At 62.5% G+C, this 19,627-nt stretch carries 18 protein-coding genes; 13 read left to right on the top strand and 5 right to left on the bottom strand.

Features of this window, described 5'->3' with window-relative positions:
- Positions 1-622: 622 nt before the first annotated feature.
- The gene (locus tag QCE88_RS31885; protein ID WP_309910969.1) at positions 623-3,055 is read left to right on the top strand and encodes a GNAT family N-acetyltransferase; all 2,433 of its coding nucleotides are present in this window, start codon (positions 623-625) and stop codon (positions 3,053-3,055) included.
- Here the strand turns inward: QCE88_RS31885 and QCE88_RS31880 are convergent.
- Both QCE88_RS31880 and QCE88_RS31875 read right to left on the bottom strand, forming a co-directional pair.
- Positions 3,052-3,597 carry a hypothetical protein gene (locus QCE88_RS31880; protein ID WP_309909247.1) on the bottom strand — a complete coding sequence of 182 codons (546 nt, stop codon included), beginning with the start codon at positions 3,595-3,597 and terminating at the stop codon, positions 3,052-3,054. The genes QCE88_RS31885 and QCE88_RS31880 overlap by 4 nt on opposite strands.
- 90 nt (positions 3,598-3,687) lie before the next feature.
- Positions 3,688-4,476, bottom strand: a complete 789-nt coding sequence (locus tag QCE88_RS31875) for an IclR family transcriptional regulator (protein WP_309909246.1) — start codon at positions 4,474-4,476, stop codon at positions 3,688-3,690.
- A gap of 629 nt (positions 4,477-5,105) precedes the next feature.
- On the opposite strand from QCE88_RS31875, the gene QCE88_RS31870 reads away from it, so the two are divergent.
- The 4 genes from QCE88_RS31870 to QCE88_RS31855 all read left to right on the top strand — a co-directional run bounded on the left by QCE88_RS31870 (position 5,106) and on the right by QCE88_RS31855 (position 8,692).
- Positions 5,106-6,152, top strand: coding sequence for an aldo/keto reductase (locus QCE88_RS31870; RefSeq protein ID WP_309910967.1), 1,047 nt, complete (start codon positions 5,106-5,108; stop codon positions 6,150-6,152).
- On the top strand, positions 6,149-6,985 hold the full coding sequence (locus tag QCE88_RS31865; protein WP_309909245.1) for an amidohydrolase family protein: 837 nt from the start codon (positions 6,149-6,151) through the stop codon (positions 6,983-6,985). The genes QCE88_RS31870 and QCE88_RS31865 overlap by 4 nt, the downstream gene beginning before the upstream one ends.
- Before the next feature lie 73 nt (positions 6,986-7,058).
- On the top strand, positions 7,059-7,802 hold the full coding sequence (locus QCE88_RS31860; protein ID WP_309909244.1) for an SDR family oxidoreductase: 744 nt from the start codon (positions 7,059-7,061) through the stop codon (positions 7,800-7,802).
- Between the two features lie 41 nt (positions 7,803-7,843).
- Entirely contained in the window at positions 7,844-8,692 is an 849-nt protein-coding gene (locus QCE88_RS31855; RefSeq protein WP_309909243.1) for an ureidoglycolate lyase, read from the top strand.
- A 76-nt stretch (positions 8,693-8,768) separates the two neighbouring features.
- Here the strand turns inward: QCE88_RS31855 and QCE88_RS31850 are convergent, their stop codons facing one another.
- On the bottom strand, positions 8,769-9,209 hold the full coding sequence (locus tag QCE88_RS31850) for a PaaI family thioesterase (RefSeq protein WP_309909242.1): 441 nt from the start codon (positions 9,207-9,209) through the stop codon (positions 8,769-8,771).
- Between the two features lie 272 nt (positions 9,210-9,481).
- Between QCE88_RS31850 and QCE88_RS31845 the strand changes: the two genes are divergently transcribed.
- Positions 9,482-11,023 carry a methyl-accepting chemotaxis protein gene (locus tag QCE88_RS31845; RefSeq protein ID WP_309909241.1) on the top strand — a complete coding sequence of 514 codons (1,542 nt, stop codon included), beginning with the start codon at positions 9,482-9,484 and terminating at the stop codon, positions 11,021-11,023.
- Between the two features lie 39 nt (positions 11,024-11,062).
- Here the strand turns inward: QCE88_RS31845 and QCE88_RS31840 are convergent, their stop codons facing one another.
- The gene (locus QCE88_RS31840) at positions 11,063-12,187 is read right to left on the bottom strand and encodes an AGE family epimerase/isomerase (protein ID WP_309909239.1); all 1,125 of its coding nucleotides are present in this window, start codon (positions 12,185-12,187) and stop codon (positions 11,063-11,065) included.
- Positions 12,188-12,318: 131 nt separating this feature from the next.
- Here QCE88_RS31840 and QCE88_RS31835 point away from each other — a divergent pair, with 131 nt between their 5' ends.
- The 7 genes from QCE88_RS31835 to QCE88_RS31805 all read left to right on the top strand — a co-directional run bounded on the left by QCE88_RS31835 (position 12,319) and on the right by QCE88_RS31805 (position 19,120).
- The gene (locus QCE88_RS31835) at positions 12,319-13,002 is read left to right on the top strand and encodes an MgtC/SapB family protein (protein ID WP_309909238.1); all 684 of its coding nucleotides are present in this window, start codon (positions 12,319-12,321) and stop codon (positions 13,000-13,002) included.
- Positions 13,003-13,187: 185 nt separating this feature from the next.
- Positions 13,188-14,153 (top strand): hypothetical protein, encoded by a 966-nt coding sequence (locus tag QCE88_RS31830; RefSeq protein ID WP_309909237.1) that lies wholly within the window; start codon positions 13,188-13,190, stop codon positions 14,151-14,153.
- A 260-nt stretch (positions 14,154-14,413) separates the two neighbouring features.
- Positions 14,414-14,566 carry a hypothetical protein gene (locus QCE88_RS31825; RefSeq protein WP_309909235.1) on the top strand — a complete coding sequence of 51 codons (153 nt, stop codon included), beginning with the start codon at positions 14,414-14,416 and terminating at the stop codon, positions 14,564-14,566.
- Positions 14,567-14,998: 432 nt separating this feature from the next.
- Entirely contained in the window at positions 14,999-16,177 is a 1,179-nt protein-coding gene (locus tag QCE88_RS31820; protein WP_309909234.1) for a glycine betaine/L-proline ABC transporter ATP-binding protein, read from the top strand.
- Positions 16,170-17,072: a choline ABC transporter permease subunit gene (gene choW / locus QCE88_RS31815; protein ID WP_309909233.1), complete on the top strand. Its 903-nt coding sequence runs from the start codon at positions 16,170-16,172 to the stop codon at positions 17,070-17,072. The genes QCE88_RS31820 and choW overlap by 8 nt, the downstream gene beginning before the upstream one ends.
- Positions 17,073-17,083: 11 nt before the next feature.
- Positions 17,084-18,076, top strand: a complete 993-nt coding sequence (locus QCE88_RS31810) for a GlxA family transcriptional regulator (protein ID WP_309909231.1) — start codon at positions 17,084-17,086, stop codon at positions 18,074-18,076.
- A 96-nt stretch (positions 18,077-18,172) separates the two neighbouring features.
- Positions 18,173-19,120: a choline ABC transporter substrate-binding protein gene (locus QCE88_RS31805; RefSeq protein WP_309909229.1), complete on the top strand. Its 948-nt coding sequence runs from the start codon at positions 18,173-18,175 to the stop codon at positions 19,118-19,120.
- Between the two features lie 3 nt (positions 19,121-19,123).
- On the opposite strand, the gene QCE88_RS31800 is transcribed toward QCE88_RS31805, so the two are convergent.
- Positions 19,124-19,600 carry a type VI secretion system tube protein Hcp gene (locus QCE88_RS31800; RefSeq protein WP_309909228.1) on the bottom strand — a complete coding sequence of 159 codons (477 nt, stop codon included), beginning with the start codon at positions 19,598-19,600 and terminating at the stop codon, positions 19,124-19,126.
- Positions 19,601-19,627 lie beyond the last annotated feature (27 nt).

The following is a 19,627-nucleotide window of genomic DNA, read 5'->3' as shown; positions in this document are numbered from 1 at the left end:
GCTGGCCTTTTGGCCTAGGTTTATGCGCATAAAGCTTCACTTCTGCCGAAGCTAAGCAAAGAGATTGGGTAGTCACGACGATAGGCGTTGCCGTCGAAGGCGCAACTGCTGCGCGGATGACGGGAATGCGCCCCTGCGTTTCGCAAATGGTGAAGCCGCATGTCCTCACTCGCGGCATTCGACATCTTTATGCGCATAAAGCTTCGTGTCGGATCAGTTGACCCGGATTGAGTCTGCGGCTGGCTACGACATGCTCGAGCTTTACTCTGGTCTGCGCGAGCGTTGATGTTTTGATTGATCGAAGGCAAGGCAACGCTTTGACTCTTGCTTGCAATAAGCAGCGACGGCTTCACACGAGACAAAACTTCCGCCTAGCCTCTCGCTGCATAACAGACATAGCGTCCATGCGCGCTCCAGTGACCGCGCGCTCTATGCGCATAAAGGCGCAGTGCCCCGTTTCACAAACGATATGAAAACGAGCACGGTGGCGTTCCTCAACGATCCCAGGGGTGGCTTTATGCGCATAAAGCCACCGTTCGCGACCCTCCTAGGTGGTCCATACCATCCAGCGAAATCGCCTATCCTTGATCGCTCTATTGCACGCACTGACGCTGGAGTTGCCATGACCGTTCGCAATCTCGACACACTGTTCGGACCGAAGTCGATCGCTGTGGTCGGTGCATCATCACGGACGGGAAGTATTGGAGAGATGGTCTGGACCCGCGCGCTGTGTGGTGGATTCACCGGATCGCTCTGGCCCGTCAACATGAAGTATCAAACGCTGAACGACGCCCATGTCTATCCAACTGTTACCGCGTTGCCCGAGTGCGCTGACGTCGCAATACTTTGTACTCGCCCCGAGACCTGGCCGGCTCTCATCGAGGAACTGGGCAAACGAGGAACCAAAGCGGTAGTGATCGTCGGTGAGGCCGATCGGCAAGGGAGATGCTCCACGGCCACGCAACAAGATCAGCGGATAGCAGCAAGCCCTGGCAATCAAGAGTGGACCGCACGGGCTCTCGCTGCCGCCCGTCCTTTCTTGATGCGCATCATCGGACCATCCAGTCTAGGGGTCGTGACACCCGCCATCGGCGCGTGCCTTGGAGCTCCTGCCTGCAACGTGAAACCGGGTGGGGTTGCGTGGGTATCCGGATCGAATGCGCTAACGAACGGCGTTCTCGGTTGGGCGAAAGCGCGCGGGCTCGGTTTCTCGAAAGTCATCGCCCTGGGAGACGAGGCCGACGTTGACTCCGGTGACATTCTCGATTTCCTCGCGAGCGATCCCTCCACACGGGCGATCCTGCTTGCCATCGAGAGAGTGACTTCGGCTCGCAAGTTCATTTCCGCGGCCCGCGCTGCCGCGCGTAATAAACCCGTGCTGGTCCTGCGTACCGGTCGCGACGATCCGTTCGATCGACTCTACGGCGCCGTATTTCGCCGCGCGGGTCTGGTGCGCGTCGATTCGCTCGATGATCTGCTCGACGAAGTCGAAACGCTGGGTATTGGACGGGTCGCGTCGAGTGACGTTGCCACGTTGATCACGAGCGATCGTGGTGTCGCCGCGCTTGCGCAGGATGCGTTCAGCAGCGCGGGCGATGATCTCGCTCACTGGCCTTCCGCCACGCGCGATGCCATCGCGGCGGCTCTTCCCCGCGCGCATGCCGGCAATCCGCTGCTCCTTGGCGACGACGCCACCCCCGCTGACTTCAGTTCTGCCATCCGGGCGCTTGCAAGTCATCGCGAGTCCGGCACCGCTTTTGTCGTGCATGCGCCGACGCACAGTGCGCCCGTAGCGGACGTCGCACGCGCGCTCATTGAAGAGCGCCATCACGCCTATCGCGGATTGCTGGCGTGCTTTTTCGGTTGCGCGGATTCCGCGACGCGCGACGCGCTGCACGCGAACGGCATTCCGGTCCATACGACGCCGCATCGGCTGGCGCGTGCCTTTGCCCGGCTCGTCGACTTTCGCCAGGGACGCGAACTGCTGATGCAAACGCCCGATGGTCAGCCGGCCGAACTTCCGCGAGATCTTCACGCCGCTCAGACCGACATACGTGCTGCGTTGGCGAACGGCGTAGCCGAACTGGATGGCGAAAGAGCCGCACGCACGTTGGAACGCTTCGGGATTTCGGTCAAACCCGGACCGTCGAATGCGTTGGCGAGCGACGCTGTCGAGATTCAGACTCGCTTACTCAACCATCGTGTGTTCGGTCCTGTGTTCGAGTTCAAGGCCGAGGGCGCACTGGGCCTGGCAGATGCGCTGCACGAATTCGCGCTCCCGCCGCTCAATCCAGTGTTGTCGCGGGATCTAGTCATGCGCACGCCGCGCTCGCGCGAATTGCCTGCGGAGTTGCTGCTCGCGGCGCTCACCGCGCTTTCGCAACTGGTTTGCCATATCGAGGAAATCGTCGCATTTCGCCTGGTTTTGCGCGTGACGCGGGATTCTGTTTCCGCGCACGAAGCGCAGCTCACACTCGGTGTGCATCGCAGGCCGTTGGCGATCGTCCCCTATCCGCGTTGCCTCGAGGAGACGCTCGACTGGCGCGGCATGCGCATTACGGTACGTCCGATCCGACCTGAAGACGAGGACGCCCATCGCGCCTTCGTTGCGGCCAATACCGCGGAAGACTTGCGTCTTCGCTTCTTCGGTGCAGTGCGTAGCTTCGATCACTCGCAACTCGCCCGCATGACGCAGATCGATTACGACCGGGAAATGGCGTTGATCGTCACTCGCATCGACGATGCGGGCACAGGCGAAACGCTCGCTGTCGCGCGCGCGATTGCCGATCCGGACAACGAGACCGCCGAATTCGCCGTGGCGGCGCGCTCGGACATGAAAGGCAGGGGGTTAGGCGGACTCTTGCTGTCGCGCATCATCGACTACGAGAGAAAGCGCGGCACGCGCTGGCTGGTCGGCGAGGCGTTGCGTGAGAATGCCGGCATGATCGCGCTTGCGCGTCGTGCCGGCTTCGAGGTGACGAAGACCGAGGATCCGGGCGTCGTCGGTTTCAAGATGCGGCTGGGCGTTAAGCCGAATCAGCCGCCTTCGAACTAGGCCGCCAACTTGTCTCGTGCGTCATCGACCTGCGCGCGCGAAATCGAGAGCTCGTCGAGCAATGCTTCGGCATACGAATTTCCTGTTTCCTTCTCGAGGCGCGCAATGGTCAACGCGCAGCGCGATGTGTCCTTGAGCGTCGCGATGAACGGCTTGACCGACTGTCCCGAGACGAACGCATCGAAGAGCGGCGCGCGAATCTCCTCGGGCAGTGCACGCGAGGTCCACTGATACGGCTTGCCGTTGTGCGTCAACTGCGGCGGCAATGCGCGTTCTTTTTTTGCGGCCGGAATGAGGCCGAAGGTACGCGCCGCTTCGCCGATCTGCTCAGCCGAGAAGAGTTCGTCCGGCGAGATGTCGAACTGCGCGATGTAGGTTTCGATCGACTGCATCGCGGCCGCGCGATCGTCGCGCTTTTTCTGTGCGCGAGCGACAATCTCGCGCAGCTCGTCCGCTTCGTCGGACGTGATGGTGAAGCTGGCCTGTTTTTGCTGGAGCTCGGAGAAGCGCAGGAATTCGGTATCGGAAAGGAGTTTCGCCATCGGAAATGCGTCGGGTTGACCACGGCAATGCGCCGTCATGACGCCTTGCCTTTTAGAAGGGTCGCCATTCTAACGCGTCGCGTACGGTCCTCAGTCACGCGTCATTGAAAGCGAGTTCGACGCGTCATTCAGCAAGGCACTGACTTCTTCAATGGACGGCGCCACGTAGTCGTCGATGCGCCGTATATACGGACAGGTGAGGGCGGCAATCGCCTCGCCGGAAGGTCCGAATAACGGAAACGTCACGTCCGTCACGCCGAAAGTCTGTTGGCTGTCCTTCCTCGAAAAGCCCGCCTCGCGGATTCGCGGGTAGTCGGCTTCCAGAACTGCGCGGTCCACCGTCATTTCACCCTTGACCTTCGTATGTTCGGCAAGCATGTGTTCGCGTTGCTCGTCCGTCTGAAAGGCAAGCATCACGCGGCCCGAGCCGGTATCGATCAGACCGACGCGCGCGCCAAGCCGCACCGATATGCCCCACGTCCCGGGCCCATCCACTTGGGCGATCACCAGCAGATTGCCGCGCTCGTACGCCACGAGGTGCACGGACTGCTCGGCGGCGTCGGCGAAACGCTGCATTGCCGGAAGGGCCGCCGCAATCAGCCGGTTCATCGGCGGATGACGATGCGCCAGTGCGTACAGCTTGAGGCTCAGCGAGTAACGATCGCCTTCCGGCGATCGCACGACGTACTGACGCGCAACCAGCCTTTCCAGCATCCGATACATCTCGCTCGCATTGCGCCCAAGCAGCTTCGTGATTTCCGCGCGCGTCAGCCCTGACTTTTGCTCGGACAGCAGTTCGAGGATGTCGAGCCCTTTGTCGAGCGCAGGTGCGCGGTAGCGGTCGGCATCGCCGTCCTGCTCTATCAGTTCGGAAGGCATTCTCAGTATGAGTGGGTTTTTTGTGTGTCTGGCGTGTCAGTGTAGGCCGCGTTGAGCGTTCACATTCCTTGCGCGTCCGGGAAACTACTTGCGCTTCAGACGCACGGCTTCCTTGACTTCGCGTCGTGCGAATATGAATATTACGTTCACTGATGAATAAACGCACCGAAAAGTGATGTCTGACAGAGCGCTTGCATGTGCACCCGTAGATCCATTGGCGAACACGCGCCCACACAGCTTCAGGAGGTCATGAGTGCTTCCAGAACGTTGATGCAGTGTCAGGATTTGTCGCGCGCTGTCGGAGCGAAAGGCGTTTGCACTGCCGTGGCGGCGACGAATACGGCTAAATGCCCGCATCGCCTCCAGGCAGAGTTCACCACAAACTTTCGCGACACCGTCCACGCCTTCGATTTCGTGGATCTCTTCGACGGGCAGTTGCCCCTATCACCACCGCCCCAACGGATGCGATCTCGACCCACTCGCAGTTCGAACGTCGCAAGCAGCCCCCGACGACGGATTACTCGTACGGTCCGGGCCCGCGAGTTTGCGGGGCGAAGCGCGACAGGTTACTGTGGCGTCTCGCACGGCGGAGAGCGCTTCATATTGAAGGAAACCACCGAGGCTTGCACATGACCGGAGACACCCAGGCTGTTTCGCGCCGACGCAAGATTGGCCGCACGCCCCTCGAAGTGAGCGCGCTGTCGCTTGGTACCGCGCCGCTCGGAGGCCTGTATCACGAGCTCACCGAAGAAGCAGCGCGCTCGACGGTCGACGCCGCGTGGCAAGCCGGCATTCGTTTCTTTGACACGGCGCCGCACTACGGCCACACCAAGGCGGAACATCGTCTCGGCGATGCACTGCGACGCTATCCGCGTGAAGACTTTGTGCTGTCTACCAAAGTCGGGCGCCGCTTCGTTCCACGCACAACGCCCGACGACGGCAGCGAAGGCTGGGCCGCGCCGCTCCCGTTCCAAGCCATCTACGACTACACCTTCGACGGCATCCTGCGTTCCTTCGAGGACAGCCAGATGCGCCTTGGAATGAAGGACATCGATATCGTGTTGATTCACGACATCGGCCGTGTCACCCATGGCGCAGACAACGCACATTACTGGAAGCAACTGACTAACGAAGGCGGCTTTCGCGCGCTCGACGAGTTGAAGCACTCCCGCGGAGTGAAGGCTGTTGGACTCGGCGTGAATGAAGGCGCCGCTGTGCGCGAGATGATGGCCGAGTACGACATCGACTGCGCGCTGCTCGCGGGACGATACACGTTGCTTGAACAGAACACCCTCGACGATCTCCTGCCCGAATGCGAAAAACGCGGCGTCAGCATTCTGCTGGGCGGCGCGTTCAACTCAGGCATTCTTGCACGTGGTCTCGATCATCAAGCGCATGGCGATCTCAAGTTCAATTACGGCGATGCGCCGAAGGACATTGTCGAGCGCGTCGGCAAACTGGAGCGCGTGTGTCGGGAGCACGGCGTAGCGCTGTCGACCGCCGCCATCCAGTTTCCTTATGCGCATAAAGTTGTGGCCACGGTGCTGATGGGTGCCCGCAATCCGGATGAAGTGCGTCAGAACGCGGCATCCTTTGCGACACCGGTTCCGCCAGGCCTATGGGATGCATTGCGCGCCGAAGGTCTGCTGCATGCGAATGCGCCGGTGCCGCGATGAACATCGACGCCCATCAACACTATTGGGATCCTGCGCGAGGCGATTACGGCTGGCTCACGCCGGACATGAAGCCGCTCTATCGCGTCTTCGCACCCGATGACCTCGCGCCCTTGCGACAAGCAACCGGTATCGCTCGAACGGTCGTCGTGCAGGCCGCGCCGACCGTCGATGAAACGCGCTATCTGCTCGATCTCGCCCGTACCGACGATTCGATTGCCGGCGTGGTCGGCTGGGTGCCGCTCGACTCACCCGATGCCGTGCAGATGATCGACACATTCGCTCGCGAGCCGAAGTTCAAGGCCGTGCGACCGATGCTGCAGGATCTGCCCGACGACGCATGGATCGCACACGCGCCGCACCCGGCCGCGATCCATCGATTGATCGATCTCGACCTCGCCTTCGATGCACTCATCTTCACGCGGCATATTCCGTCGCTGATCGAGTTCGTCGCGCGCTATCCGACATTGAGAGTCGTCGTCGATCATGCGGCCAAACCGCCGATCCGCGATGGCATCCAATCCGGCTGGCAGCCTTGGGCCGATGGCATCGCGAGACTGGCCGCATTGCCGCAGCAACTTCACTGCAAGATCTCCGGTCTCGCGACTGAAGCCAACGCAGGCTGGACCGAAGCGACGCTGAAACCCTATGTCGCGCATCTGATCGAACAGTTCGGGTCCGCACGGCTGATGTGGGGCAGCGACTGGCCGGTGCTCAACCTCAATGGCGACTATGCCGCGTGGCACGCCACGGCAACGAGTCTCACCGCGCATCTCGAACAAGCCGCGCAAGACGCGATATTCGGCGCAAATGCCCAAAAGTTTTATCGACTTTGAAGCGATTCAAAAAACCCCCGATCCGGCTCTTATAGCCAAGATGTCTCAAAAACAACTTCGACTGGAGCAGTAGATGGTACAAAGACTGGCAGGCAAGACGGCGCTCATCACGGCGGCGGGACAAGGCATCGGACTCGCGACGGCCGAGCTCTTCGCAAAAGAGGGCGCACGCGTCATCGCCACTGACATCCGCACGGAGTCGCTTGACGGCAAGCCCTTCGACGTGCGCAGGCTCGACGTCCGCGACTCGCAGGCGGTCAACGCGCTCGCGCAGGAAATCGGTGCGGTCGACGTGCTGTTCAACTGCGCGGGTTACGTGCACGCCGGCTCGATTCTCGAAGCGAGTGAGGAAGACTGGGAGTTCGCCTTCGACCTGAACGCCAAGGCCATGTATCGTACGATTCGCGCGTTCTTGCCGAAGATGCTGGAGAAGGGCGGAGGGTCGATCATCAACATGTCGTCGGCGGCGTCGAGCGTGAAGGGCGTGCCGAACCGCTTCGTGTACGGCGCATCGAAGGCCGCTGTGATCGGCCTGACCAAGTCCGTCGCCGCCGATTTCGTCACGCGCGGCATCCGTTGCAACGCAATCTGTCCCGGCACGGTGGAGTCGCCGTCGCTCAAGGACCGCATCGCGGAACAGGCGAAGGCGCAGGGCGCTACCGTCGACCAGGTGCAGGCCGCTTTCGTCTCCCGCCAGCCGATGGGACGCGTCGGCCGCGCCGAGGAAATCGCCGCGCTCGCGCTGTATCTGGGCTCGGACGACTCGTCGTTCACGACGGGTCAGATTCACATCATCGATGGTGGCTGGTCGAACTGACCGGTCATCGTTCTTTTTCGGAACCAGGAGGAACAACTCAGATGAAGCTGCTTCGTTACGGCCCCAAGGGTCAGGAAAAACCGGGTCTGCTGGACGCCGAGGGCCGGATTCGCGATCTGTCGAAGGTCGTCGATGACATCACCGGCGCAACGCTGACCGAGGCGAGCCTGGCGAAACTGCGCGCGACGGATGTCGCGACGCTGCCGGTCGTCGACGGCAATCCGCGCATCGGACCGTGCGTCGGCCGGATTGGCAAGTTCGTCTGCATCGGGCTGAATTACGCGGATCACGCGGCCGAGTCGAACCTGCCGGTGCCCACCGAGCCGGTCATCTTCAACAAGTGGACCAGCGCGATCTGCGGTCCGGACGACGACGTCGAAATCCCGCGCAACTCGGTCAAGACCGACTGGGAAGTCGAGCTGGGCGTGGTGATCGGCAAGGAAGCGAAGTATGTCGATGAAGCCAGCGCGCTCGATTACGTCGCGGGCTATTGCGTGATCAACGACGTCTCCGAGCGCGAATGGCAGCTCGAGCACGGCACGCAATGGGACAAAGGCAAGGGTTTCGATACCTTCGGCCCGATCGGACCGTGGGTCGTCACGAAGGACGAAATCGCCGATCCGCAGAAGCTCGACCTGTGGCTCGAAGTCGACGGCAAGCGCTATCAGAACGGCAACACGAAGACGATGGTCTTCACGGTCGCGCAACTGGTGGCGTATCTGTCGAAGGTGATGAGCCTGCAGCCGGGCGATGTCATCTCCACCGGCACGCCGCCGGGCGTCGGCATGGGTGTGAAGCCGAACGCGGTGTACCTGAAGGCCGGTCAGACGATGAAGCTGGGTATTCAAGGGCTCGGCGAGCAGACGCAGAAGACCGTCGCGGCGAAGTAAGCTCGGTGGCTCAACGAAAAAAACCTCGCTGCGGCGAGGTTTTTTTCTGGACGACGGGATGAGAGAAGAAAGCGGCTCAGGCGTGATAAAGCGGCTCGCTCGCGACGCCTTCACTGATGCGCGTGATCGTCCCCTGTGCAACGGCGACGAGCCGTTCGGCGCCGCCATCGGTGACGAACACATCGCACTGGCAGGTGGCCTGCGTCATGCCGGCATGTACGACGCGCGCGCGGGCCATCAGCGTGCCGCTGACTGCCGGGCGCAGGTAGTTGATCTTGTATTCGCCCGTCACGACCTTCGGGCCCAGCCGCAGCGCACCGGCGAAGGTCAGCGCGTTGTCCACGAGATAACTCACCACCCCGCCGTGTACGAAGCCATGTTGTTGCCTGAGTTCATCCCTGATGGTCAGACACAGCGTGAGACTCGCTGAATCGACCTGCATCAGTTTGGTACCAAGCAAGGCGCTGAACGGTTGCGCATTCAGCGCACCGCGCGCGATATCGACTATTTCGGCCATTCGGACACTCCTTGGGTGGGTTCGGTGCCGTCCTGCAAAGACAATAGAAAGCGATCGCGCGCACTGCAAGAAACTCCTGCAAATATTGTGCAATGGAGCGTTCGGGCCGCGTGATGCGCAGCTTCGGCGATGCCCTGTCAAAGCCGCGCGAATCTCCGCATTCGCGTAGACAGCCGGTTCCGCAAACGATTCAAGCTTTCTGAAGGCATTGCCGTAAACCCTCACTGTTCCCGCTCGGGCGGGTGTAATTTCGCAAATTCGGAGTGCGGGTGATGTTCGCAAGGATCAAGGTTTCAACGGGTTTGCTGGCGGTATTGGTGGTGTTTTGTCTTTTTCAGCTGGTCACCGAAGGACTTGGTTTCTGGTCCCTCTCACGCACGCACGACGATGTCGGCAATCTTTCCGACATCGCGCTCAAGCAGGTCAATGCAGTCAATCAGACGACGCAGCATCTGATGGATGCGCGTATCAACCTGTCCCGCGCCGGCACCCGCATGGTGCGCGGCGGCAGCGAACCGACGGACATCGTGCAGCACGCGCGCGAGCAGATCGCTGCGGCGGACAAGTCCTTCACCGCATTCCTGAATGCACCCAAGACAGGCGAGGAGAACGTCGCGCACTCGACCGCGCTGCAAGGCAAGTACGCGGAATATTCGAAGGCGCTGGCGGAACTCGTCCAGTATCTCGACGCGGGCAACATCCAGGCGTTCCTGGATCAACCGACGCAAGGTTTCCAGGACCGCTATCTCGCGGAGCAGCAGAACTTCGTCAATTTCGGCGATGAAGCCGGGCGCGCCTATCTCGCGTCGATCGACACACGCTATGCATGGTTTCGCGCGGTCGGTATCGTGATTGTGGTGGCGCTCGTGGCCGGCATCGCGCTGACGCACGTGGCGCTGCGCCGTGGCGTGATCGCGCCGCTGGAGGAAGCGGGACGGCACTTCGAACGCATCGCGAACGGGCGTCTGGATGAACGCATCGAGCGCGGCGGCAGCAACGAGATCGGCCGGCTGTTCGCCGGACTCGCGACGATGCAGGCGAGCGTCGCGAGCACGGTGAAGGCGGTGCGCGCCACGTCCGACTCGATCAACCTCGGCGCCGACGAAATCGCGAGCGGCAACGCCGATCTGTCCGCGCGCACGGAAAACCAGGCGGCCTCGCTGGAAGAAACGGCATCGAGCATGGAAGAACTGACCGCCACGGTGCGGCAGAACGCCGAGCACGCGCGCGAGGCCAACACGCTGGCGGGCGAAGCACTCCAGGCAACCTCGCGCGGCTCGAACGTCGTGGATGACGTCGTCGAGAAGATGCGCGGCATCGCGGCCAGCTCGGACAAGATCGCGGAGATCATTTCCGTTATCGACGGCATCGCGTTCCAGACCAACATCCTCGCGCTGAATGCGGCCGTCGAGGCGGCGCGCGCGGGCGAACAGGGGCGCGGTTTCGCGGTCGTGGCGGGAGAAGTGCGCGGCCTCGCGCAGCGCTCCGCGCAATCGGCGAAGGAAATCAAGGCGCTGATCGGCGAGTCGGTGGCGCAGGTGAGCGATGGCTCGGTGCTCGTCGAACGCGCTGGCACGGCGATGCGCGACGTATCGGCGTCGATTTCACGCGTGACGCAGATGATGGCGGAGATCAGCGCGTCGTCGCTCGAACAGAGCGTCGGGATCGAGCAGGTCAATCAGGCCGTCACGCAGATGGACGAGATGACCCAGCAGAACGCTGCGCTCGTCGAGCAGGCGGCGGCCGCTGCGTCGTCGCTGCATGAGCAGACGCGGCAGCTCAAGGCGGCGGTGTCGGTGTTCCAGCTCGGCTGAACCTGCGCCAAAAGCAAAACCCGGAACTGACCCCGCCTGTCAGGCAGGCAAGGCCGCGTACGACGTCGCGAGGTGATACGGCGTCGTCGACGGCATCTCGGCGCGAACGATATCTCCCTGCGCCGAGCGCGCTTCCACCCAGCCCTTGTCATGCAGGAAGCGCTCTCCAAAGCGCGCGATCTGTGCGCCGGGTGCATCGCCGCGCGTGACCAGCGCGCGCAGATATTCGGTCTGGGCCCAGATGCGCTGGGTACCGTCGATCACGCGGCCGCTTTCGTCGATCGCCGCGCACACGCCGCCCGTCTCCGGGTCCACACCGTGACGTTGTGCGAATTCGAAGGCGCGCACGAGTCCTTCGTTGAGCCCGGCCGCCTCGAACGCCTCGTGCCGGCTTCCCAGCGCCAGAAAATACCATTCGAATTGATGCCCCGGCTCCAGCCGGTTGCCCGGCGCGCCCATCGGCAATTCGGCGATCGAGCCGCTCGGCGCGTGCACGAACGCATCCGCGACTGAACGTGCGAGTTGCAGCAGCCGCCGGTCGTAGGCGGCGTCGCCGGTGGCTTCACGCGCGGCGAGCCATGCTTCCGCGAGATGCATCAGCGGATTCTGCAACGGCGTTTCGAGCGTGGTGCCGAAGTCCTCGGCGAGCACCGCGTTCAGCAGATCGCCGCCGCTCGAAAAGCGCGCTTCGATCAGCCGTGAGGTTTCGTCGAGCAGCGCGAATGCGTCGGACGAGCCGCTGCGCTTGGCGTAGTGCGCGCACGCGAACACCACGAAAGCATGGGTATAGAGATCCTTCTGGCGCTCCAGCGGCGCGCCGTGCGCGTCGACGCTATAGAACCATCCCCCGTTTTGCCGGTCCAGAAAATAGTGCCGCAGCGATTCGAACAGCGTGGCGGCATGCGCGAGGTCGCCGGCGTCCGTGAAAGCGAACAATTGCCGGGCGCAGGCCATCGCGCGATAACGCCTGGGCGGCAGCGGCGCATGGTCGTGCGGCGCGACGGCCTCGAACGCCAGGCCGAGCGCGGCGTTGAAGCCGGGACCGCGCCATATCGGCAACACGACGTCCGCATAATGCGCGCGCAGCGCGGCGGCGGAATCCGGGCGCACCGCTTGCAGCGGCAATTGAGCGTGGGATTGAGCGTTGGTTGGCTGATCCTGCATGGATAGACTCGGATGGACCCAGGGGACGCGCCCTTGTGCCCGGGGCGCGCAGCACGGAAGCATAACAAACCAGCCTGGCGCCGACCGGTTCCTGAGGCGGCTCGCCGGGCTTTCGACCCGAGGACTACAAGATGTTGGGAAATCTGGAAATCATCTCGCGGCTCGTGATGGCGGCGGCGCTTGGCAGCGTGATCGGCTTCGAGCGTGAACGGCTCTCGTGGGCAGCGGGGTTGCGTACGCATATGCTCGTGTGCGTCGGCTCGGCGCTGATCATGATCGTGTCGGCCTATGGTTTCGAGGAAGCCTTGAAGGGCGATCACGTCGTGCTCGATCCATCGCGGGTCGCGGCGCAGGTGGTGTCGGGCATCGGCTTTCTCGGCGCAGGCTCGATTCTCCTGCGCGGCGAGATCGTGCGCGGACTGACGACGGCGGCGAGCCTGTGGTCGGTTGCGGCCATCGGGCTGGCGGTGGGCGGCGGCCTGTACACGGCGTCGATCGCGGCGACGGCAATCATCCTCGTCATTCTCGCGGGCATCAAGCCGCTGGAGCGGCGTTTCATCAGCGTCAAGCAGCGCCGGCAACTGACGATGCTGGTCGACCGCGGCGGGCTGACTTTTCATGGGCTGCACGAGGCGCTCGGGCCCGGCAGCGTGCGCGTGAAGCAGTTCGTCGTCCAGCAGAGCGATGACTCGCCCGAGCTGGACGAAGTGCGCGTGGAACTGTCGCGCGCATCGGCGATGGAATATCAGGCGATCTGCGAGCGTCTGCGGCATCTCGACGTCGTACGCGAATTTCGCGAGGACGATGCCAGCTGAATTTGCCTGAGGGATACGGGTGGCGCCCCGCCGCGTGAGACAATGCGGCCTCTCGAAGCATTCGCCGCGACCGCCGGACCACCTCGCGTCCAGGGTCGCGGCCGCGGCCTTTCGAACCTATGCCAGATTCCGCTGCAAACAAAACGCCTGACACGCTCCCGGGCGACACCGTCGCACTTGCTCCTGTGCGACCGGAGCCCGAACCGCCGGCCCGGCAGGACGGCGTCGACACCGAAAAGAAACTCGCGCGCGCGGCGCGCTCCGCGCAGCGTCTCGCGCAACCGAGCGACGACGCGCGCAATGGCGAAACGCTCGACCTCTTCGCCGAAGACGCCGAGCGCGCGCATCTTCAGGCACTGAATACCGACATCCGGCAGGGCACGTTTGAAGGCTTCGAGCTGCCTGAGGTGTTTCTTGCTGCGGTGCAGTCGAGTCAAGCCGCGCCGTCGTCCGAGGCGAAACGGGCGTTGAAGGCCCATGTGGCGCCGGCTGAACCCGTGCAAGGGCTGTTTCAGGACGAAGCGCCGCTGTCTCCCTCCGGCGATGGCGATGGCGCCGAGCCCCCGAAATCCTGCGCGCTCGCCGCCGCTGTGCCGCGCGCGGCGAGCATCAGTTGCGTCGCGCTCGACGGGCATGGCGCCGAGGTGGCGTCGCCGCCGGCGGAACCCTCCGAAGCGCTTGGCGAGGTATCGCCAGAAGTCAATGCCGGCGCCGCACCCGAGCTCGACGGCGCGCGTGCCGCGGCGTTTGCCGACACGGTGGAAACGCTCCACGCCGTCATGATCGAGCAGCGCATGTCCGCGACCGCGCACGCGCGCCGCATGAAGGCGATGTTGTCGATCATCGTGTGCGCGATGCTCGCGACTGTGGCAACCGGTATTGCGCAGACCGTGTTGCTGGTGCACATGGGCCGCGACGGCAAATTGCAGCGGGACCGCATGGAGCAACTGATGCTCAGCCAGCAGGCGACGCTTGCCTCGCTCTTCGACACTGATTCGGACACTGTCAGCCTGCGCCACGCCCCCGATGCGCGAGACCGATACGGTGCCGATGCCTCGCCGGTGCAGCCGGTGAGCGCGGTCAGCCCGGACTATCCGTCTCAAAAGCACGCGCGTTCTGCGCATCGTCACGCCGATTCGGCGGCGCGCTGATCAACCGCCTTCCCGTTTCATCGACACGCGCTGCGGCGGCGTGTCGCGCTTTCGCGCGTCCAGGTGCCGATGAGCGACCGCACGGGCGTTCGCGGGCTGTCCCCACATTCTCGGATGCCAGATCGACCGGCTGAATCGGTAAAATGTAGAAAAACTACAACAAATTTCTCCGAAAATGCTGCGACGCACTAGATTCGAGTCAGGGCAAACCCTATAATGCGTACTAAGGGAAAACCCTTTATCACTAACCGGAGCCAGACATGAGCTACCTCTTCGCCCTGCTGCAAAAATTTGTTTCGCTGTTCGAATCGCCGAACCTTCCGCTGGACAAGGACTATTCGTACCAAGCGCGTTTCCGTGATGCGGAGCGTCAACGCAAGGCACGCGGCACGGCTTTCGGCGTTCGCCTGTAATGCGTCGCTAAAGGCGGCGCGGGAAACACAACACAAGCAATACACGACGGCGCTTGCCGTACGACCCGCCCGCCCAGTCATCTGTTCATGTAGTTTTTCTAGCATTCCCCTGCTGTTCTCTACGCGCCCTTTCGTGCGCGAACGTATTTCCCCTCCTTTCGTTTATCTGACGTCGACCCCGCAACCCGCCTGCATCGTTATCGAGCATCCGGACTTGTCCTGACGCGACACGCCAAAATTCCCGCGCAGTTTCCAGCCGCTGGCCGCAAAGCCTTGTCCAGCAAGGCGCCAACGAGCATGACACGCACACGCCCTTATTCCAGTGTCGTATTTCCACATGTGCCTGTCGCAATTAGTCGGCTGACGTGACTTTTTTCTGGCAACTATGTATGCACAGCGCGGACGCACGTCCGCCCCGCCAGGAGAGACTCGATGAATTCCCCCAAAGTGGTAGTCGAGGGACTGTGCAAGGTGTTCGGCAACAGTCCCAAGCAAGCGCTCGACATGCTGGCCGGCGGTGCGACGAAGGAAGAAGTCTTCAAGCGCACCGGGCAGATCGTCGGCGTCCATAACGTTTCGTTCGACGTCAAGGAAGGCGAAATTTTCGTGCTGATGGGCCTGTCCGGCTCCGGCAAATCGACGCTGATCCGCCTCATCAACCGGCTCGTCGAGCCGACCGCCGGCAAGGTGCTGATCGACGGCCGCGACGTGGCCGCCGTGCGCCGCTCGGAACTCACCGAACTGCGCCGCAAGGACATGAGCATGGTGTTCCAGTCCTTCGCACTGATGCCGCAGCGCACTGTTCTTTCCAACGCCGCATTCGGCCTCGAGGTCGCGGGCGTCGGCAAGAAGGAGCGCGAGACACGGGCGATGACCGTGCTCGAACAAGTCGGCCTCGCGCCGTTCGCCCAGAAGTTGCCTGCGCAACTATCGGGCGGCATGCAGCAGCGCGTCGGACTGGCGCGTGCGCTGGCGGTGAATCCATCGCTGATGATCATGGACGAGGCCTTCTCCGCGCTCGATCCGCTCAAGCGCAAGGAAATGCAGAACGTGCTGCTCGATCTGCAACGCGAACAGCGCCGCACGATCCTGTTCGTGTCGCACGATCTGGAAGAAGCGATGCGCATCGGCACGCGCATCGCGATCATGGAAGGCGGCCGCGTGGTGCAGATCGGCACGCCGCAGGAAATCATCACCAACCCCGCTGACGATTACGTCGAGGCCTTTTTCGAGGGCATCGACACGAGCCGCTATCTGACGGCGGGCGACCTGATGCAGACCGACGCCGTGCCGCTCATCAAGCATGCGCCGCAGATCGACGCGTCGAGCGTTGCGGCGACGCTCAACGGCAGCGCGGACTACGCGTTCGTGATGGACGGCGAGCGCCGCATTCGCGGCTTCGTCGGCCGCGACGGGAATGGCAATGCGGTGCCGCAGATCAATCCCATCGAATGCATCGAGCGCGGCATGGCTCTCGACGATGTCGTGAACCGTGTGGTCGCGAGTCCGGCGCCGCTGCCCGTTGTCGATGCCGACGGCTTCTACTGCGGTTCGATCAACAAGGCCAACGTCCTGAAGGTCCTTACGCACCATCGAGGTTCCCATGTCTGAAATCATTCCGCTTGGCAGTTGGGTGGACCACGGCGTCCACTATCTCCTCGATCACGATGCGAAAACCTTCGACTCGATCGGCAAGGTGATCGAAACCTTCGCCGCGGCGGTCGAGCATGGCCTGCAGGCCATTCCGATGTGGCTGATGATCGCGATCTTCGTGGGCATTGGCCTATGGCGGGTCGGCTGGCGTTTCGCGGCGTTCGTGCTGGCCGCGCTGCTGCTGATCTACGCGACCAACTTCTGGGATCAGATGGTCATCACGCTGGGCCTCACGCTGTCCTCGACCTTCATCAGTCTGCTGCTCGGCATTCCGCTCGGCATCTGGACCTCGAAGAGCAGGACGGTGGAAATGATGGTGCGTCCGGTGCTCGACCTGATGCAGACCATGCCCGCATTTGTCTACCTGATTCCGGCCGCGATGCTGTTCGGCCTGGGCCGCGTGCCGGGGATTCTCGCCACCGTGATCTTCGCGATGCCGCCTGCCGTGCGTCTCACGTCGCTGGGCATCAAGCACGTGAACCGCGAGATCGTGGAAGCCGGCCAGGCCTTCGGCTGCACGCCGTGGCAGTTGCTCTACAAGGTGCAGGTCCCGAACGCGCTGCCGTCCATCATGACCGGCGTGAACCAGACCATCATGATGGCCTTGTCGATGGTGATCATTGCGTCGATGGTGGGCGCGGGTGGTCTCGGCAACGACGTGCTGGCGTCGATCCAGCGCCTCGACATCGGGCTGGGCTTCGAGAGCGGCTTGTCCGTGGTTTTGCTGGCTATCATCCTGGACCGCATCACGGAAAGCTTCGGCCGCTCGCCCGGCATGGCGCGCGCTCCGTTGTTCGCCGGTCTCAAGAGCGTGATGAAAGTGCGCCGCACGCCGGCGACCCAACAAAGCTGAGAGGCTTGTGCATGAAGCGCGACGCGATCGTCCCGGCGGCTGTGGATTCACCGTTGTCCAATCTCGCGCACTTCGGCTTCGTGACGCTGCCGAACTTCTCGATGATCGCGTTCACGAGCGCAGTCGAGGTGTTGCGCATGGCCAATTACGTCGGCCGTGCGCAGCATTATCGATGGTCGATCATCACGCCGGACGGTGAACCCGCGCGCGCGAGCAACGGCATCACCGTCAAGCCGGCCACGACGATCGACGAAGCGGGCATGCCCGATGTGCTGATCGTCTGCGGGGGCTGGCAGGTTGCCGATTACGTCGACGACAAGGTGATCGGCCTTCTGCAACGCGCGCATGAGGCGGGCATTCCGCTGGGCGGCATCTGCACCGGGCCGTACGCCTTGCTGGCTGCGAAGCTGCTGGACGGCTATCGCTGCACGCTGCACTGGGAAGATATGTCACCGGTCAACAAGCGCTTCCCGCACGTGCGTTTCGCCGACGAACTGTTCGTGATCGACCGGGATCGTCTCACGTGCACGGGCGGCACCGCGCCGCTCGACCTGATGCTCAATCTCGTCGGCATGCGGCTGGGACAGGCGCATGCGGCGCAGGTGTCGGAACAGTTTATCGTCGAGCGGATACGCGGCTCGACGGATTACCAGCACATCCCCGTCGATGCCCGCGTGGGTTTCTCGCGCGCCGAACTCGTCGAAGTGGTGCGGCTGATGGAGGCGAACATCGAGGAGCCGCTCTCGCTCGAAGAGCTTGCGCGGCTCGTGCATCTGTCGCAGCGGCACTTGCAGCGCATGTTCAAGATGTTCCTCAGCGTCTCGCCGACGCATTACTACCTCACGCTGCGGCTGCGTCGCGCGCGCGAACTGTTGCGCAACACGGATGCATCGATTGCACGCGTGACGAGTGTGTGCGGGTTTCATTCGCCTTGTCACTTCAGCAAGGCGTATCGCGCGCAGTTCGGGCACGCTCCCAGCGTGGAGCGGCGCCTTTCGGCCTAGCGCGTCCATCGTCTGAAAATCTTCTGTTCCGCGCCGGTTTGTGACGGGCCGCGCGGGCTGACTTGCGTCCTGATGAACCTGAGAGAGAGGAAAAACATGAAGCGTTTGTGGATCGCGTCGCTCGCTGCGGCGATGCTGGCGGGTGTGAGCGTGGCGCACGCGGCCGAGCCTGCGGCGTGCAGGAACGTGCGTTTTGCCGATGTCGGCTGGACCGATATCGCGGCGACGACCGGACTCGCATCGACGATCCTGCAGGGTCTCGGCTACAACCCGACGAAGACGATCGCCTCGGTGCCGATCACGTTCGCGGGCGTGAAAAGCAAGCAGATCGACGTGTTCCTCGGCTACTGGTCGCCGACGATGGACCCGATCATCGATCCGTTCAGGAAGAACAATCAGGTGAAGGTGCTGGCGACGCCGAATCTCACGGGCGCGAAGTACACGCTGGCGGTGCCGGACTATGCGTATCAGGCGGGTATTCGCAACTTCAACGATATTGCGAAGAACTACGACAAGCTCGATGGCAAGATCTACGGTATCGAACCGGGCAACGATGGCAATGCGCTGATCAAGAAAATGATCGATTCGAATCAGTACGGGCTTGGCAAGTTCAAGCTGGTGGAATCGAGCGAGGCGGGCATGCTGGTCGAGGTGAATCGCGCGGTCCGCGAGAAGAAGCCGATTGTATTTTTGGGGTGGGAGCCACACCCGATGAACGTGCAGATGAAGATCGATTATCTCTCGGGTGGCGATGACGTCTTTGGTCCCAACTACGGCGAGGCTAAAGTGCTGACCGTGACGCCCACGGATTACGATTCGCGTTGTCCGAATGTCGCGAAGCTGGTTTCCAATCTGCAGTTCACGACGGATATCGAGAATCACGTGATGCTGCCGATCATGAACAAGACCGATGCGAACAAGGCGGCACGCGAGTGGCTCAAGGCCAATCCGACGGTGCTGGACAAATGGCTTGCGGGTGTGAAGACATTCGACGGGAAGGACGGGCTGCCGGCGGTGAAGGCTTATGTGGCGGGGGCGAATTGAGTCTCAGAAGGCCTTGTTGGCCTTGATGTCGAAGGCGGCAGTGACTGCGCCCATGCTGCCGCCCTGGGCGTTTTGCACGACGTATTCCTGTTTTATCCTTGCGAAGGATAAGCCGACGCTTTCGATGGCGTAGCCGGCGTCGGCGGATGGGTGGACCTTCGTGATCAACACGTCTTCCATGGTGATCCTGAAGTATTCGAGCGCGGTGCCGCCGGCTTTGCGCATGATGAGTTCGGCTTTGGGTATGTGCTTGCCGGTGGCGCTGTAGAGGAACAGATTGGGCGATGCGCGGTCGATCTCGTGCTTGAATTCGAGGCCGGAGAAGGACGCTTTGCCGGAGCCGCCGCCTGAGTTGATGTGCGTGGAGGAGGGTTGGGAGACGGTCCATTCCCAGAAGATGACTTGAATGGCTTTCGGGTGAGCCTTGTCCTGCGATTCGCCGTCGATGCCCTGGAGGTTGAGGAGGATGTCGGAGTGCATGGGGGTGAGTTTTATAGTGAATAGAAG

The sequence above is a fragment of the Caballeronia sp. LZ035 genome (assembly GCF_031451175.1).
GTDB lineage: Bacteria > Pseudomonadota > Gammaproteobacteria > Burkholderiales > Burkholderiaceae > Caballeronia.
The sequence above is the reverse complement of the archived record's forward strand: the minus strand, read 5'-3'. Positions and strand labels throughout refer to the sequence as shown.

What these genes read in the sequence shown, in the direction of transcription:
- QCE88_RS31810 (WP_309909231.1), top strand. Translation starts at nt 17,084, where the DNA reads ATGAAGCGCGACGCGATCGTCCCGGCGGCTGTGGATTCACCGTTGTCC.
- choW (WP_309909233.1), top strand. Translation starts at nt 16,170, where the DNA reads ATGTCTGAAATCATTCCGCTTGGCAGTTGGGTGGACCACGGCGTCCAC.
- QCE88_RS31845 (WP_309909241.1), top strand. Translation starts at nt 9,482, where the DNA reads ATGTTCGCAAGGATCAAGGTTTCAACGGGTTTGCTGGCGGTATTGGTG.
- QCE88_RS31825 (WP_309909235.1), top strand. Translation starts at nt 14,414, where the DNA reads ATGAGCTACCTCTTCGCCCTGCTGCAAAAATTTGTTTCGCTGTTCGAA.
- QCE88_RS31860 (WP_309909244.1), top strand. Translation starts at nt 7,059, where the DNA reads ATGGTACAAAGACTGGCAGGCAAGACGGCGCTCATCACGGCGGCGGGA.
- QCE88_RS31865 (WP_309909245.1), top strand. Translation starts at nt 6,149, where the DNA reads ATGAACATCGACGCCCATCAACACTATTGGGATCCTGCGCGAGGCGAT.
- QCE88_RS31850 (WP_309909242.1), bottom strand. Translation starts at nt 9,209, where the DNA reads ATGGCCGAAATAGTCGATATCGCGCGCGGTGCGCTGAATGCGCAACCG.
- QCE88_RS31835 (WP_309909238.1), top strand. Translation starts at nt 12,319, where the DNA reads ATGTTGGGAAATCTGGAAATCATCTCGCGGCTCGTGATGGCGGCGGCG.
- QCE88_RS31870 (WP_309910967.1), top strand. Translation starts at nt 5,106, where the DNA reads ATGACCGGAGACACCCAGGCTGTTTCGCGCCGACGCAAGATTGGCCGC.
- QCE88_RS31840 (WP_309909239.1), bottom strand. Translation starts at nt 12,187, where the DNA reads ATGCAGGATCAGCCAACCAACGCTCAATCCCACGCTCAATTGCCGCTG.
- QCE88_RS31880 (WP_309909247.1), bottom strand. Translation starts at nt 3,597, where the DNA reads ATGGCGAAACTCCTTTCCGATACCGAATTCCTGCGCTTCTCCGAGCTC.
- QCE88_RS31875 (WP_309909246.1), bottom strand. Translation starts at nt 4,476, where the DNA reads ATGCCTTCCGAACTGATAGAGCAGGACGGCGATGCCGACCGCTACCGC.
- QCE88_RS31800 (WP_309909228.1), bottom strand. Translation starts at nt 19,600, where the DNA reads ATGCACTCCGACATCCTCCTCAACCTCCAGGGCATCGACGGCGAATCG.
- QCE88_RS31885 (WP_309910969.1), top strand. Translation starts at nt 623, where the DNA reads ATGACCGTTCGCAATCTCGACACACTGTTCGGACCGAAGTCGATCGCT.
- QCE88_RS31855 (WP_309909243.1), top strand. Translation starts at nt 7,844, where the DNA reads ATGAAGCTGCTTCGTTACGGCCCCAAGGGTCAGGAAAAACCGGGTCTG.
- QCE88_RS31805 (WP_309909229.1), top strand. Translation starts at nt 18,173, where the DNA reads ATGAAGCGTTTGTGGATCGCGTCGCTCGCTGCGGCGATGCTGGCGGGT.
- QCE88_RS31820 (WP_309909234.1), top strand. Translation starts at nt 14,999, where the DNA reads ATGAATTCCCCCAAAGTGGTAGTCGAGGGACTGTGCAAGGTGTTCGGC.